Consider the following 16,010-nt stretch of genomic DNA (forward strand, 5'->3'; position numbering starts at 1 on the left):
CAGGCACGAAGTCGCGGAAATTAGGGCTTGCTTTCCTTCGAACCAGCTTCCAGTAGACGCTTGGTGAGAAGCACTAGGCCGATGATCTGAGTCCATTCTGAAACGATGTTCCCAACCACCTGTCCCCATTTGGAATTTGCTTCCATCGACTTGAACAGAAGTATCCACGCGATTCCTGTCACTACCAGGAAGATGGTGAGCGAGTGGTCGTCGAGAAAGCAGAGCACGCGATTCACCGGCTCCTTCCGTGGCTTGCGGCTCTCCGCAGAGCCCTTTTCGTACATGTGCTTGGTTGCGAGAACGGTTACTACGACGCCTGACCAATCCGCGATGGCGTTGCCGAAGAAGGATCCGAAATGGGTGCTGGGATCGGAGTAGATGTAGAGCACAGTCCAGAGCAGCACGATCGCCGCGGTCGTGAGGCTAAGCGAGTGTCGACGCAGAAAACTCTGTCTCTGACGATTCGTGGCAGGCATTTGTAAACGCAGATTACTTCAGAGCGTCTCGGAGTTGCTCGACTTCTTTACGAGAATGGAAATGCCGGCGGGAGCCAAGGTCGTTCTCGAGAATTCGGATGAGTTCTGAATCTGGCAGTGCACGCGTTATCTGTAGCAGGCGATCGAGTTCAGATCGGACGATAGCTGTTTCGCGTTCGTCAGCGTCCCGGCGAAAGGCTCGAGCAGCGGCAAGAAGCGAATCGTATTCGAGAGCGCTGTCCTCATGCAGATACCCGCGCAGGAAGTTGCTCAAAGCGGAGTAATCCGTGGGATCGATTTTGGAACGACCGCTAGTTCTCATGCAGGTTTCCAGCAGTCTGGATAACTGGTAAGTACGTAGTAGTCACTCGCGCTTACGAACTTCAAGACTGCCACCGCGTGCGAGCATGGGAACGATTGTGTCTCCCCACGCCTCACGCTTCTTCCGATCGGAGAGTTGCTGTCGTAATCGAGTACCAGATTGGAATGGCCGCCAGGCCTCTGCAGCCAGCGATCGATCTTTTCAGTGTTTTCGCGAATGGCGGCGGCGACTGCCATCTCCGCCGTCGCTCGGTCGGTGTACGAAGAAGCCGCCGAGACATCTTCGCTTTGAACCCGCTCGCGCAGCTCAGCGTCGGTCTTCCCCACATGACGCTGCAAAGTGTGCCCTCCGCGCCCTTCATCGCGCGTCAGGTCGTGGCGGTTACTCGCATCGAGCGACACGCGCTCGACGGGTTGCCTCGCGGGAACGACAGGTTCGTGATTTCCGGAGACCAGTCGAAATCCCGCATAACCAATCAGCAGCACGGTAATGCCCGCTAATCTCGTCTTTGTAGCTCTCTTCACGACAGCCATTGTAAGGCGCAAATCGATCTGTGTAAGAACCATCCGCTATTCAAGAACCCTCATCCAACCCTCCAGAGAAGAGGGCATGTATCTGCTACGTGTGTGGAGAGCATTCTTAAAGGCGTTTAAGGACGTTGACCAGCACCACCTGCTGGCCTTCGCCGGCAGTCTTGCCTACTACTTCTTCATGTCGCTGATCCCGTTTCTGATCTTCCTGGCCAGCCTGCTCGTCTACATTCCCATCCCGGGACTGTTCGACTACATTCTCGGCGGACTCTCGCACATGTTTCCTCCTGACTCGATGGCGATGGTTCGCAAAGTGCTCGCCGACCTCATAAACACGAACCGCAAGAGCTTCCTGTCATTCGGGATTATTGGCACGATCTGGTCGGCCTCGGGCGGCTTCAGCGCGATGATCGAAGCATTGAACGTGGCTTATGACGTGCAGGAGGGACGCCCATTCTGGAAGACTCGATCGCTCGCTTTGCTGCTAACGATTATCGTTGGAGCGTTGGTGACGATTTTGCTTTTCGCGATGTTCTTCGGCCCGCAATGGGGAGGAGCACTGGCGGCCAAGCTGCACCTGAGTCCTTTGTTTACCGCGAGCTGGTTTTATTTTCGCTGGGTGCTAGCCGCATTGTGCGCGCTCTTGTCGGTCGAGGTCATCTACTACCTGGCGCCTAACGTCGAGCAGCGCCACTTCCCGCAAACCATTCCCGGATCGGTAATGGCTGTCCTGCTGTGGGTTGGTGCTTCCTACGCTCTCGGCTTCTACCTTCAGCACTTTGCTCAACTCAGTAAGAGCTACGGCACATTGGGGGCCGTCGTAGGCCTGCTGCTATGGCTCTATGTTTCCAGCGCTGCGATCCTGATCGGCGCCGAAGTCAATGCTGAACTGGCGAGAGCGGTTGGCAAGGAGCCTCCGGTGAAAGAGGCGGTTGAGCCCGGGAAGGAAGAGATACCTCAGATTCGGCGCGCGAGTTGAGTCCTCGGGCATCGGCCGCTCTTAGAATGCAAGCGTGGTGTAGAAGGTCTCTCAGGCCTCAGCACAGCTCAAGATTGACGCGGACTCTTTGCGAGTGAATCTTTAGCCGCAAACCAAATTGCGGAGGCATTCTGATCTCAGTGCAGGAGGATATCGAGACGAGCATAGAATTACTGACTAGTTACTAGTTATTCTCTCGGGACAAGAGACTGTTTTGTCCCACGCGTTTCTCTTTTATTTTCAAGCTCTTAAGCTCTGTCCCGCTGTCCCGGCACTTAGGCTTGCGGGACACCGGGACAACGTCAAGATTCGTCGCGAAACGCAAATAAATTAGCGGCAGGAAGGATTACTAGTAAGTACACTCACGGAGAGACTCACGTGGTTGTTTCCGGCTCCCTTAGAACGAGGTGGTTAGCCTCTTCGAGCCCGATTGGTCAGCTCAGCAGAGAATCCAAGACTCGCAGATTTTCCTTTCGGGATGCTTAGCGACTTCCATTCGGCACCGCGAAAATGTTTTGCCAGCAGGATGATTTGACCAACGTGTTCGGCATAGTGCGTCATTTGACGGCTGATCGCTTCGAGAACCGTGTGCTCCTGTCCCCGAATTGTGACTTTTCGGTCGAGGTCTGCGGCAGTGAGCGGTTCAATCGCTGCGAAGACCAGATTCCATCCCTGATTCCACCAGAGCAACACTTGCTCGGGCGTGGTGGAAGAGTCCAGTAAGAACTCGCTGTCGCGATCGCGATTCGGCTTCTCGCCATCGCTGGTGAGGAAGTTGGTCCAGCGCGAGCGCATGTTTCCCGCCATGTGCTTCACGATGATCGCAATCGAATTCGCTTCTGGATCGATAAGTCGAAACCAATCTTCGGAGCGTAGCTGCGAGAAGGCGGTTTCGGTGCGGGTTTTGTAGCCACGGAAGGTTCGGAGTGCTTCCGTGAGGAAGGCGGATTTGGTGTCGGGCATGAGTGGTTGCTCCGAGGAAAGTCTAGAAGTGGTAGCGAAAAGCCCGGCCGAGGGCGGCCGGAACCACGTAAGCACTTCAGTTCGATTCTATCTAAAGCGAAAGAGCCTCCATTCGTGGAGGCTCTTTAACTTGACTACTGAGAACTGATCACTTCATCAAATCGAGCTCATATTCGACAGGAACTCGCTGTTGGCTCGAGTTTTGCCGAGTTTATCGATGAGCAGTTCCATGGCTTCCACAGGTGATAGCGGGTTTAGCACTTTGCGCAGTACCCAGATGCGTGCCAGATCATCCTTGGGAATGAGCAGCTCTTCTTTACGCGTACCGGACCGTTGAATATCAATCGCCGGGAATACGCGCTTGTCGACCAGCTTGCGGTCGAGGATGATTTCCATGTTGCCCGTGCCCTTGAATTCTTCAAAGATTACGTCGTCCATGCGCGATCCGGTTTCGACTAGCGCGGTGGCGATAATCGTCAGCGATCCGCCTTCTTCGATATTGCGGGCTGCGCCGAAGAAGCGCTTCGGACGTTGCAACGCGTTGGAGTCCACGCCGCCCGAGAGCACTTTTCCCGAAGGGGGAACGATGGTGTTGTACGCGCGTGCTAGTCGCGTGATGGAATCGAGCAAGATCACAACGTCGCGTTTATGCTCGACCAGGCGCTTTGCCTTTTCGATCACCATCTCGGCTACTTGCACGTGGCGCGCGGCCGGTTCGTCGAAGGTCGAAGAGATGACTTCGCCTTTTACCGAACGCTGCATGTCTGTGACTTCTTCCGGACGCTCGTCGATCAGCAGCACAATCAACACAACTTCGGGATGATTCGTGGTGACCGAGTTTGCGATCGCCTGCAGCAGCATCGTCTTGCCGGTGCGTGGAGGAGCGACGATCAGTCCGCGCTGTCCTTTGCCGACGGGAGTGAGCAGATCCATCACGCGCGCGCTGATGTTCTCGCGCACGGTCTCCTGCTTGATGCGCTCTTGCGGATAAAGCGGCGTCAGGTTGTCGAAGAGGATCTTGTTGCGGGCTTCGTCGGGCGACTCAAAGTTGACGGCCTCGATCTTTACCAGAGCGAAGTACTTCTCGCCTTCGTGCGGCGGACGAACCTGGCCGCTTACCGTGTCGCCGGTTTTGAGGTCAAATTTGCGTATCTGCGATGGAGAAACGTAGATGTCATCCGGACCGGGCAGGTAGTTGTAGTCGGGAGAGCGAAGGAATCCGTAGCCGTCAGGCAGGATTTCGAGGACGCCTTCTGCGAAGATGTGTCCTTCTTTTTCGCTCTGTGCTTGCAGGATCTTGAAGATAAGGTCCTGCTTGCGGAGACCGCTGGCGCCCGGGAGTTCCAGGGAGCGCGCGATGCGGGTTAGTTCTGTGATGTTCTTTTCTTTCAGTTCAGCGATGGTCATGATCACCTACGGGAGTTTTGCAAAGGGAGGTAACTGGGAAAAATTCGAGAAAAACTTCTGAAAACCTGCGAAGGATCCTGGGGGAAAGTTCGCCGCGCGGGCGCGCGGCGGAGGCTGCTTAAGCAGCCCGCCGCTGCGGCTCGAACGCTTCTTCAGTCGAACCCATTACTCGATCTGGGTTGTTTGCCCTGCCAACACGGCTCAGGACGTCATTCATCGTTTCCTGAACTCGGGTGTTGGGCTTGTGAAACTTGCGAGTGGCCTTCGAAGCCACCTGACAAAGGAGGTAACGGTTCTGCACCGTACCGAGAGCATCATAAATCAAATCAGAGCGCATAGTATTAGGTTTTTCCTTTCTCTTTTAAAATCTTTAGGATACATCGCCTTCTTACCACCCTCGCAATGTCCTACAGGAACCCAGGTAAGCAGTTGCTTACCGATTAGACGGCACAAAGGCCCAAAAAGTCGCGGATCTTACTTGTATTGACTGCGTGCAGCGGATTTTTCTTCCGGGGGAGAAACTCTAGCGCGCGATAGGAGATGCCAAACCAGCTTGTAGAGTTGCTCAGATCTAGCCAGGATCGTTGAAATCCTGTGCGAGAAGCCGTAGGGTAACCCCTCAAATAGCACCGGTCAAGGAAAATATTAGGGCGTGTAAGCGCCTGAAACCAGGGCGTAAACACCTAGTCATGCGGGCTTTCCTGCGCTCTTGACGCACGTTTATCCCTCATTTCGCGGCTCCAAGTTGCAGGTCTGGGGCGTTCCGTGACCGCAATCAGGGCTCGCTTGCGCCCATCCAACCGCGCCCCGCAGGCTCGATGGCTCCCCTTAAACGGGTTCAAAACGCGCCCCCTAGCACGTCTTTGTCACCCTTCACCCGCCATTTTCAGGGCTTCCAGAACAGTTTTGCGGCACTTCAAGCGCTGAATTGAGCACATACGAGCCGCTTTTGGGGACTCCGCGCGTCGAATTTGACGTCGCTATTGCCGAATTGCGCGGCGCTAAGGAACTAATTGCGGCGCGCTTTTGCCTGTAACCTTTACCGCCATGCTCGGTTTTCATCTCCGAAAGGGACGGATGTTCAGCCGGCGAGCTGAAGAGCAAGCCATGGCAACGGCGCAAATCGGAGTACCCAGGGACGCAAGCTTTGTTCCAACCCGCGCACCTGAAGCTCACGCGCATCGCGCAATGACCAATTCGCTTCCAGACGAAGATCTCATGTTGCAAGTGCGGGAAGGTGTCGGAGAGATGCTTGGCGTGTTGTTCGATCGCTACCAGAGTCCGCTGTTCAACTTCTATTGCCGGCTTACCGGCGATCGTACGGCGAGCGAAGACCTGGTTCAGGACGTCTTTTTCCGCATTCTGAAATATCGACAAACGTACAAGCCTGGCACTCCGTTTCGTGCCTGGATGTATCAGATCGCGCGCAACGCGCGGCAGGATTACCACCGCAAACATCCGCAGTCGCTGCCGTACGAGCCAGAGATGTCGCCCGCTGTGATCTCTGCCGACTCGGCTGACGCGGAGCAACAAGCAGCACTCTTGCATCGCGCGCTGCTGATGCTCTCGGACGAGAAGCGCGAAGTACTGGTGCTAAGCCGGTTTCAGGAACTCAAGTACGAAGAAATCGCGCGCCTGCTCGACTGCGAAGTAGGCACCGTCAAGGTGAGGGTTCATCGCGCACTGCGCGAGCTGCGCGGAATTTTCGAGAAGCTTACCAGCGCGAAGCTGCGGCCGCCGGACGCCGGCGAGAAGGAACTACTGTCATGACCTGCGAACATTTTTGCGAACTTTTGCCCGCGTACTGCGAGCAGCGGCTGACCTCCCGTGACACGGCCTTCGTCCGCGAGCACATGGAGTTGTGCGCAAACTGCCGCGCCGACTGCGAAATGTGGCAGAAGCTCGCCTCCCTGCCGCAGCAGGAGCCCAGCCCGGCGTCGCGTTCCCGATTTGAACACATGCTGAATGCCTACCAGGAAGGCCGCTGGGAAAAGGGTGGAAGAGGAGAGCGCGCCAATTGGTGGACAGCCTGGTGGCGCAGCGCCTTCGCTCCTCCGCTCGCGAGCGCACTTGCAGCCTGCCTGTTGCTGGTTGGATTCATCTTCGGCGAGCACTACTCTTTGTCGCATCAGCCGAATAATTCGCAAATCGCGTCGATGCAGGCTGAGGTAACCACGCTTCGGCAGCTCGTGGCACTGTCGCTGCTGGAGCAGCAATCGGCCAGCCAGCGCTTGCAGGGCGTGAATTACAGCACGCAAGTCGAGCGTCCCGATCCGGAAATCTCCGCGGCGCTGCTGCACGCGCTGCGATTTGACAACAGTGTGGATGTGCGTCTGGCCGCGCTCGACGCGCTGAAGCGATACAAGGACGATCGCCTGGTCCGTGCTGGACTGCTGACAGCATTGCAGGATCAGCAGTCGCCTCTGGTGCAGATCGCGTTGATTGATCTCTTCGTCGAGATGCGTGAGCGCGACGCTAAAGACCGTCTGCGACGCATTGAGCAGGACACGAAGGTGAATCCGGCGGTACGGCAGAGGGCGCAGTGGGGGATTCAGCAGTTGGGGTGAGCGCAAGGTGTAGGGAAGGGCATCGGCTTTAGCCGTGCCGTTTTCGGGTGGGAGCCCCTGCTTCAGCAGGGGGAGGATCGGACTTGCAGTCCGATCCGAACGATGAGGGCTTTACGTTTCCATCGGGCTTTAGCCCTGGGCAGTTGCGTGGGCCAGCGCTAAAGCGCGAAGACTTAGTTGCTCTCGTCCTTACAGGGCTTAAAAGCCCTGGCCCGCATAAATGCGAGCGCTCCCACCGTGACAGGGAGCTAATGAGTTTGAGAGGAAGTGGGCATGACACATCACCGACACATCCAGCGCGTGGTCATCAGCATTGCTGTCGCACTCATGCTGAATAGAGCCGGACTCGCACAATCGCCGCGACCCGAAGTTCGTGCGGAAGCTCGTATAGAACCCCGGGTGCGCCCACATCCTCATCCGCATCCCCACATTCACGTCAACGACTGGGAAGAGTCGGAGCTGACGGTCACAGAGCAGGAGACGATCAACAAATCCTACGCGCTTCCCGTTGCGGGAGAGCGACGCAGCGTGGTCGTCGACAACATTTGGGGCTTCGTACACGTCACCGGCGGATCTTCCGACCAGGTGCAGCTTGTGGCCAAGAAGACGATCCGCGCCGAGTCGAAGGATGCGCTGGAGCTGGCAAAGAAGGAAGTCACACTCGACATCACGCAGCAGGGAAGTCTGCTCAAGTTCTATGTGAATGGTCCATTCCGCTGCCAGTGTAAGTGCGATGGCTGTAGCGGTTGCAACAGTTTTCGCGATCACCAGGGCTACATCGTCAAATACGACTTCGAGCTGCAGGTTCCCCGCGACGTCGATCTCACGGCACATACCGTTAATGACGGCGACGTCATAGTGAAAGACGTTTCAGGACAGTACTCCGTCCACAACGTAAACGGTCCAATCGAGATGACGAACGTCGCCGGCTCAGGCACGGCCAAGACCGTGAACGGGGAACTGAAGGTGTTCTTCAGCGGCAATCCGCAGACCAATTCATCGTTTGCGTCGTTGAACGGCGACGTTGACCTGTACTTCTTGCCCAAGCTCTCAGCCGATCTGCGCTTCAAGACCTTCAACGGCGAGGTCTTCAGCGACTTTCAGATGTCTTCTTTGCCGCCGCGCCAGCCCGAAGAAGAACGTACCAGCGGCAAATTTGTATTCCGCGCGGACCGCTTCACCGGAGGACGGGTAGCTGCAGGCGGTCCGGAAATAAAAATCGAAACTCTAAATGGAGATATTCACATTCGTGAACGTCATGACTAATAAATTCATCTCATTCATTCAATTTGCAATCATCGCAGTTCTTTGTGCTCCGCTAACTCTTGCGGCGGCTGCAGTTGCGACGAGCAATCCCGATCGCGTAACGGTTCCGCTCAGCGATCCTACGCGGCCGGCATTCATCAAAGCTCATCTGCTTAACGGTGGAATCACCGTGAAGGGCTATGAGGGCAAAGAGGTCATCGTGGAAGCTCGAGCGCGCGACTCTGAAGAGAGCGATAAGGAGAGCCGCGGCATGCGTCGCATTCCCATCAATAGCACCGGACTTGAAGTCGAGGAGGAGAGTAACAAAGTGAACATTGGCGCGGCCTCAACCCAACGTGCCATTGATCTGACCATCTCTGTCCCCGTGCGTTCCTCGCTCAGTTTGCACACGGTCAATGACGGCGACATTTTGGTATCGAACGTCGATGGGGAACTCGACGTGAACGACGTCAACGGCGAAGTCACGCTAAGCGGTGTTTCAGGAACGGTCGTGGCCCATGCCTTAAATGGGAAAGTGCTCGTGACCTTCAATCGCATCAACCCAAGCAAGCCGATGGCGTTCAGTTCACTGAACGGCGATATCGATGTGACGTTTCCGCCCGATCTAAAGGCAAACGTGGTGATCAGCTCCGACCGTGGCGAGGTCTACAGTGACTTTGATGTGGTGCTTGCAGCACGCGCTCCACAGCAGCAAACTGCAGAAGACAGTCGCGCAAAAGACGGCCGCTACAGGGTGAAGATCGACAAGAGTGTGCGTGGAACCATCAACGGCGGCGGCCAGGAGCTTCAGTTCCGCAACTTCAATGGCAATATCTATATCCGTAAGGCCGGAGTGAAGGCGCAGTAAGCGTTGTCTAATAAGTACTAAGTAACGGAGCGCCGGGTGCCTTCGCCCGGCGGGCTTCTCATCCCTTACCCAACATGACCGCCTCCTGCTCACATTCGCGGTGAGCGAAAAACCGCAGGGCTACTAAAACGCCTACTGGAACCAGCCACATCTCTTCCCGTTGTCATCTCTCCCATCTCAATTGCGATTACTAGAGAAGGGGCGATGCTCATTCGCCCACTTTCCCCCTGCCGGAGTCACCGGCCAGGAGGTATGAAGCATTGGAGAGTCAATGAAAGTTAGGAAGAGTCAATTTCTTTCGCTATTTTTGGTAGCGATCTCGATGGCCGCGATAGCGGTCACGCAACAAGATCCGCGGACAGCGGGTTCAGGCGTTAAGGCGTCCGGAGCGACGGGCGAACCGAAGATGGTGGCCACCTTTGCCAAACTGCCGATGAGTTTCGAGGCGAATCAAGGACAGGCTGATCCCAGGGCTAAATTTATTTCGCGCGGCAAAGGATACAGATTATTCCTAGGTAGGGACGGAGCGGAGCTGTCGCTGCGAAAGGTATCACAGGGCAATCGGAAGCTGGATCGAAGTGCGAAGCTCGAAGCTGGCAGTGCGCAGGCCTCATCTTCCGAGGTTGTAACGATGAAGCTGGTCGGATCCAATCGCGCAGCCGAAGTGAGAGGAGTCGATCGGCTTCCGGGCAAGAGCAATTACTTCATTGGGAATGATCCGAACAAATGGCACCGGAACGTGCCGACGTATGCCAGGGTGAAGTACGAAAGCGTTTATCCGGGAATCGACTTGGTCTATTACGGGAACCAGCAGCAGTTGGAATACGACTTCGTAGTGGCTCCAGGCGCAAACCCGAAGTCAATTCAGTTCAGCCTAGCAGGCCTAAATCCGAAACGGGAACGCTCCTCGAAGGACGGCGCCATCCGCATCGATGAAAACGGAGATCTTGTAATCCAAACGACGAGTGGAGATGTACGACTCCTTAAACCCGTCGTCTATCAAACAGCATTGAAGAACCAAGATGCCGGCGCTTCCGATCGGCAATCTTCCGCGCGTGACCGGCAGCTCGTGGACGGCCACTTTGTGTTGCTGGCTGCGAATCGGGTTGGGTTTGAAGTCGGAGCTTACGACAAGACACGTACGCTGATCATCGATCCTGTGCTCTCTTACTCCAGCTATTTGGGAGCCAGCAACTTCGACTTTGGAATAAGCGTCGCGGCTGATGCTTCTGGCAATGTCTACGTTTCCGGCGCGTCTTGCACGACCGACCCGGTCAATGACTCTAGCGGATGTGATGCGACGGCGACCAAGATCAATGCCGCAGGTACTGCGGTGCTCTATTCAACCGTGCTCGGTGGCAGCGGCAACAACGATGATGCTACGGCGATCGCTTTGGACCCATTGGCAAACGTCTATGTCACAGGAATAACTTGCTCGCCGGACTTCCCGGTTACTGCCGGTGCTTTTAAAGCTACACTGGGCGGAACCTGCGACGCGTTCATCACTAAGCTCGACGCCAGCGGCAATACTCTTTATTCCACCTATCTCGGAGGCAGCAAGGGCAAAGACAACTTCGATGCGAGTGACGTGGGCACAGGCATCGCTGCGGACTCTACCGGAAATGCGTATGTGGTAGGCCAAACCTGCTCCACCGATTTTCCAACTAAGAACGCCTTCCAAACCTTCCAAGGCGGGCTGCTTCCTTGCGATGCGTTCGTCACAAAACTCAATCCAGCAGGCGGAGGTTCCGCCGATCTGCTTTACTCAACGTATCTCGGAGGCGCTACTGAAGAGGACCATGCCGAGAACGTCACCCTCGACTCCTCGAATCTCGTTTACGTCGTTGGCCAGGCTGGCTCACCAGATTTTCCAACAACCTCTGGAGCATTCCAAACCAAGCAGGGCGGCGTCTTCGATGAGTTCATCACGAAGTTTGACCTCACGAAGTCAGGTAAAGACTCGCTGCTCTACTCAACTTTCCTTGGAGGGAGTCTTCAGGAGCAAGACGCGGCCGGCATCGCTGTGGACTCGACTGGGAAGATCTATGTAACTGGAACCACGATTTCCAGTGATTTTCCGGTCACGCCAGGTGCCTTCCAAACGTCGGCGGTCGCCACCGGCGATCCCAATGTCGTAACGTTTAATGGCTTTGTATCCAAACTGAATCCTGTCGGTCAGGGCGCTTCCGACTTAGTCTACTCAACGTATTTCGGACAAAGTCGTGAGTCAGGGAACGCGATTGCCGTTGGACCTACGGGAAGCATCTACATTGCTGGAGATTCCTGTTCCGGGAAGCTTCCGGTTACCAACGATGCACTCCAGAGCTCGCCTGGCGGTGGGCAATGTGATGGCTTTGTGGCGAAGCTGAATCCTGCGGGACAGGGCTCATCGGACCTCGCCTTTGCCACATATCTTGGCGGCGCAAGCGAGGACTTCGCAAGCGGCATCGCGCTTGACGGCAACGGAAACGCTTATGTGGTGGGGGAGACTCAATCCAGCAATTTCCCACACACTTCAGATGCGCCACGCGGAACTCTCAGCGGCAACTCCGACAGCTTTGTGGCGAGAATCCCGATTGGGAACTTCTCAATTCCACCTATCTCCACAATCACCGTTGACGTAGGCGGATCAGGGAAGTCGTCCGTCACGGTGAATTCCAGCGGTGAGTTCAATGCTCCGGTGAATCTGAGCGTTTCCGGTCAGCCGAGCGGTGTGACTGCACTGCTGGATCCGAATCCGCTTACGCCGTCGGCAGGTGGTTCACAGTCTTCCAGTTTGACGGTGAACCTGGGCCTTGCCGCCACTCCCGGCGCATTCAGCCTGCACGTTAAGGGAGACTCTGGCCTGCTGACGCACTCAGCCTCGGCGCAGGTCATTGTGCGCGCTTCAACGGAAGGAACCGGCACGGTAATTGACGGAATCACAGCTGCGGGCTGCATCGACAATGCGGGCATTAGCGGGGCTTTGATCAACAAGCTCAACCAGGCACAAAGCTCTATCGACGCAGGACAAATCCAGGACGCCATCAACACGCTGAGCGCCCTGCTCAACCAACTCCAGGCCCAAAGCGGGAAGCACATCCACTCTTCGTGCACGGTGAACGGCCAGACGTTCAATCCGGTCGACGTGCTGTTCCAGGACGTGCGCGCCATCCTCGCGAGCCTGAAAGTGGCTAACACTCCGAATCCCGTCATGGGTTATGTCGTAAACGGCAGCAACGCTGGTGTCGGTGGAGTCACGGTGAACATCCTGAACACGCTCGACACGGCGACTTCCGATGCCACTGGCTTCTACTTCTTCGCTAACACCGGAAGTTTGTCGGTGGGCACAAGCTTTACGGCTCAAGTCGCAGGATTCCCAGCTGCTTCCCAGAGCTTCACATGGCAGGGAAGCACGATCACCCTTCCCAATCTCGTAGTAAACAGTAAGTAAGAATGCTGGGCTGGCGTGCGAACTCACAATCCGCGCGTCAGCCTGCCTTTCCCGCGCCCGCTCACGCACCCAGGCGGCTACCGCTGCCGGTTCTGCACTCTCATCAGACGCGGACTTCCCGGTTATTCTCCTTGACAATCTAGGAGAGAAGGGCGCACCATTCGCTTCCTAGACCATCTAGGAATGACGGGAGGCAGCTCGTCTCATGGGCAAGCAGCAAGACGTGCTTCAGGGCACGCTCGACATGTTGATTCTCAAAGCGGTTTCGCTCCAGCCCGTACACGGCTATGGAATTCTCCTGCGCATTCAGCAATTGTCGAAGGATCGTTTGCAAATTCAGCAGGGATCGCTCTATCCCGCGCTCTACCGCCTCGAGCATCACGGCTGGATCGCTTCGAAGTGGGGTGAGAGCGAGAATAACCGCAAGGCGAAGTACTACCGTTTGACTGAAGAGGGACGGCGGCAGTTGCAGGCGGAGACGGACAACTGGAAGCGTCTGGCGGGAGGAATCGCCGGCGTGATGAAAGCGGTACCGGAGGAGTCATGAGCCTGGTATCGCGATGCAAGTCTTTTCTGGTCTCGGTCCTGCGCCGCAGGCGGATGGAGCGGGAGATGGAAGCGGAGCTCAACTTCCACCTCGCCAGTTACACGGAAGACTTGGTGCGCTCTGGCGTTGCGCGAGACAAGGCGGAGCGAATGGCCCGGATCGAGTTTGGTCCGGGTGAACTTCTGAAAGACGAATGCCGCCAGGCGCTGGGCCTGCGGTTGCTCGACGAAACTGGACAGGATATTCGCTACACCGCGCGAATGTTGCGCAAGAGTCCGGGATTTGCGGCGACCGCCGTCTTCACTCTTGCAGTGGGAATTGGCCTGAACACTGCGATCTTCAGCGTCGTGAATCAATGGGTGCTGCACCCGCTGGCCTACCCGAACTCCGATCGTCTGATGGCGATTTGGACAATCAATCCGAAGTACCACGGGCTCACCAGCACTTCGGCCGCTGATCTCTATGACTGGCGGCAGGCGAACGCCGCTAAGAACGAGATCTTCGAAGAGATTTGCGGTTGGACTGCTTCCGTAGTCACGTTAATCCGCGAGGACGAACCGAAACAATTTCGCGGGGCGCTCGTGAGCGCGGAGTTCTTCCGGATGCTCGGTGTGGCGCCACAGCTCGGACGCGACTTCGTGCCGGAGGACGATCAGCCAGGAGCGCCACCGGTTGCACTGCTCAGCGACGGATTGTGGCACGACTTGTTTGGAGCCGATCCCGATATCGTTGGGACGGCGATTCCAATCGATGGCACGAAGACGACGATAGTCGGGATCATGCCGTCGGGCTTCCACCTTCCCGTAATGGGAAGAAACAGCCTCTGGATGCCTCTGGCACTGAGCGCAGCGGAGCGCGCAAATCGTGACCGCCTCTACCTCAGCGTGATCGCCCGTACCAGGCCAGGAGTGGATGTGGCGCGCGCACGCCGGTATCTCAGCACCGTCGCCGATCAACTGGCAACCGCCTATCCCGTAACCAGCGCCGGCAATAGCATCACGCTCACAACCCTGGCGGACGAGCTTGGAAGAAAGATCGGCAAGGAGCCGATTCTTTTCACTTTTGCGCTGGTGGGATGCGTTTTGCTGCTCGCCTGCGCCAACGTCTCCAATCTGATTGTAGGTCGGGCCCTGCGGCGGCAACAGGAGATGGCCGTGCGCCTGGCGATGGGAGCCGGGCGATTTCGTCTGCTGCGCCAGCTTCTCACAGAAAATCTCGTGCTGTTTCTCCTGGCGGGCGCACTGAGCGCGGCTTTCGCGGTCTGGGGTGTGCGCTGGATAGAGAACTCGTTATCGTACGAAGTCCGCGGATCTCTTCCGTATATGGGCGCGCTACGCGTGAACATGCCGACGTTGCTGTATGCATTCGCCGTCGCCGGGTTCACCGGAATCGTCTTCGGGTTTGCTCCCGCCCTTCATTGCTGGCGGGTAGACGTGCATCGCGGACTGAAAGGGTCTTCGTCGCAGGCCTCCAGTGGTGAAAGCATCCGGCTGAAGAGCTTGCTGGTCGTCCTGGAGATGTCGCTGGCACTGACCGTGGTGGTGGCTGCTGGGCTCCTGGTCAAGGGAATGACGAGAATCTACGCCGACGATCCTGGATTCAATCCCAGAGGACTCATCACTGCGCGATTGTTGCTCTCTGACTCGAAGTACACCGACCTGCATCGCGCGCGCGCGTTCTTCGACGACCTCGTCGAGCGAATCGGATCGCTGCCCGGCATACGAGGAGTCGCTGCCGCACAACTGGTCCCCTTCGATGGCAGATGGAGCGTTACCCCTTATACCCTCGAAGGTCAACCCGAGACCAGGGGGGCAGCGCGCTATGACGTGATCCTCGACGCAGTAACTCCCGATTACTTTTCCGTTATGGGAATCACGCTTCTTCGTGGCCGATTCTTTTCTGAGCAGGATAGGGAGGCTTCCGACGTGGTGGGAGTGATCAATCAGACCATGGCGCGCCGTCATTGGGCGGACGAAAACCCGATCGGCAAACGCATCCGGTTCGGGGGATCGCTCAACAAGGTGTTCACGATCGTCGGCGTCGTCGGCGATACGGAAGGACAGAGCGAAAACAATATTCCCCGGCCACAGGCGTATATCCCTGCGCACCAGTCTTCCGCCCGCAGTATGACGCTCGTCATACGGCCCGACCTGGGCACACAGTCGAATGCCATTCCGCTGTTTGCCGCGGTGCGCCGGGCTACAAGGGAAGTCGATCCCGGCCAGGCCGTCTACAGCCTTCAGACCATGGAAGACCTCGAGTCGGATTGGTTCAACCCGATTCATGTTGCCGGGCAGATGATGATGCTGCTCGGCGGAATCGCCCTCATCCTGGCGGTAACCGGAATCTACAGCGTGATGGCATATGCGGTGGCTGCTCGCAGGAAGGAGTTCGGAATCCGGCTCGCGCTCGGCGCTGCTCCGCGCGATCTGCTTTCCATGGTAGTTGGTCAGGGCATGAAGCTCGCCGGTTTGGGGTTCGCGATCGGGTTGGCGGCGTCGTTAGCCGAGACTCGGTTCATGTCGATGATCCTGTTCCACGTGAGTCCTACCGATCTGCCGACTTTTACGCTCACAAGCGTTTTGCTGCTTTTGGTTGCGACGCTTGCCTGCTATCTGCCGGCTCGGCAGGCCGCGAGCGTCGAACCGATGCGCGTGTTGCATCACGAGTAGA

The 16,010-nt window shown here is 56.8% G+C and carries 13 protein-coding genes; 8 read left to right on the forward strand and 5 right to left on the reverse strand.

Annotation, left to right across the window (positions count from 1 at the left end):
* Positions 1-20: 20 nt before the first annotated feature.
* From VNX88_17335 to VNX88_17345, 3 genes are read right to left on the reverse strand one after another with little or no spacing between them, the layout of a single operon-like run.
* Positions 21-476 (reverse strand): hypothetical protein, encoded by a 456-nt coding sequence (locus VNX88_17335; GenBank protein ID HWY70434.1) that lies wholly within the window; start codon positions 474-476, stop codon positions 21-23.
* A gap of 13 nt (positions 477-489) precedes the next feature.
* Positions 490-798 carry a contact-dependent growth inhibition system immunity protein gene (locus tag VNX88_17340; protein HWY70435.1) on the reverse strand — a complete coding sequence of 103 codons (309 nt, stop codon included), beginning with the start codon at positions 796-798 and terminating at the stop codon, positions 490-492.
* The gene (locus VNX88_17345; protein ID HWY70436.1) at positions 795-1,364 is read right to left on the reverse strand and encodes an RNase A-like domain-containing protein; all 570 of its coding nucleotides are present in this window, start codon (positions 1,362-1,364) and stop codon (positions 795-797) included. Before VNX88_17345 ends, VNX88_17340 begins: the two co-directional genes overlap by 4 nt.
* Positions 1,365-1,407: 43 nt before the next feature.
* Here VNX88_17345 and VNX88_17350 point away from each other — a divergent pair, with 43 nt between their 5' ends.
* Positions 1,408-2,307, forward strand: a complete 900-nt coding sequence (locus VNX88_17350; protein HWY70437.1) for a YihY/virulence factor BrkB family protein — start codon at positions 1,408-1,410, stop codon at positions 2,305-2,307.
* 411 nt (positions 2,308-2,718) lie between these two features.
* Here the strand turns inward: VNX88_17350 and VNX88_17355 are convergent, their stop codons facing one another.
* The gene (locus tag VNX88_17355) at positions 2,719-3,270 is read right to left on the reverse strand and encodes a DUF1572 family protein (protein ID HWY70438.1); all 552 of its coding nucleotides are present in this window, start codon (positions 3,268-3,270) and stop codon (positions 2,719-2,721) included.
* Positions 3,271-3,426: 156 nt separating this feature from the next.
* Complete coding sequence (rho, locus tag VNX88_17360; protein ID HWY70439.1) at positions 3,427-4,677, reverse strand: transcription termination factor Rho; 1,251 nt, start codon at positions 4,675-4,677, stop codon at positions 3,427-3,429.
* 1,107 nt (positions 4,678-5,784) lie between these two features.
* Here rho and VNX88_17365 point away from each other — a divergent pair.
* The 7 genes from VNX88_17365 (at position 5,785) to VNX88_17395 (ending at position 16,009) form a co-directional block, all read left to right on the forward strand.
* Positions 5,785-6,447 carry an RNA polymerase sigma factor gene (locus VNX88_17365; protein HWY70440.1) on the forward strand — a complete coding sequence of 221 codons (663 nt, stop codon included), beginning with the start codon at positions 5,785-5,787 and terminating at the stop codon, positions 6,445-6,447.
* Positions 6,444-7,244, forward strand: a complete 801-nt coding sequence (locus VNX88_17370) for a zf-HC2 domain-containing protein (GenBank protein HWY70441.1) — start codon at positions 6,444-6,446, stop codon at positions 7,242-7,244. The genes VNX88_17365 and VNX88_17370 overlap by 4 nt, the downstream gene beginning before the upstream one ends.
* 273 nt (positions 7,245-7,517) lie before the next feature.
* Entirely contained in the window at positions 7,518-8,510 is a 993-nt protein-coding gene (locus VNX88_17375) for a hypothetical protein (GenBank protein HWY70442.1), read from the forward strand.
* Positions 8,503-9,357 (forward strand): DUF4097 family beta strand repeat-containing protein, encoded by an 855-nt coding sequence (locus VNX88_17380; protein HWY70443.1) that lies wholly within the window; start codon positions 8,503-8,505, stop codon positions 9,355-9,357. The genes VNX88_17375 and VNX88_17380 overlap by 8 nt, the downstream gene beginning before the upstream one ends.
* A 271-nt stretch (positions 9,358-9,628) precedes the next feature.
* Complete coding sequence (locus VNX88_17385; GenBank protein HWY70444.1) at positions 9,629-12,790, forward strand: SBBP repeat-containing protein; 3,162 nt, start codon at positions 9,629-9,631, stop codon at positions 12,788-12,790.
* Positions 12,791-12,995: 205 nt separating this feature from the next.
* Positions 12,996-13,337, forward strand: a complete 342-nt coding sequence (locus tag VNX88_17390; GenBank protein ID HWY70445.1) for a PadR family transcriptional regulator — start codon at positions 12,996-12,998, stop codon at positions 13,335-13,337.
* The gene (locus VNX88_17395) at positions 13,334-16,009 is read left to right on the forward strand and encodes an ABC transporter permease (protein HWY70446.1); all 2,676 of its coding nucleotides are present in this window, start codon (positions 13,334-13,336) and stop codon (positions 16,007-16,009) included. Before VNX88_17390 ends, VNX88_17395 begins: the two co-directional genes overlap by 4 nt.
* The last annotated feature ends 1 nt before the right edge of the window (position 16,010 follow it).

The sequence above is a fragment of the Terriglobales bacterium genome, assembly GCA_035567895.1.
In the GTDB taxonomy this organism is placed as follows: domain Bacteria; phylum Acidobacteriota; class Terriglobia; order Terriglobales; family Acidobacteriaceae; genus Gp1-AA112.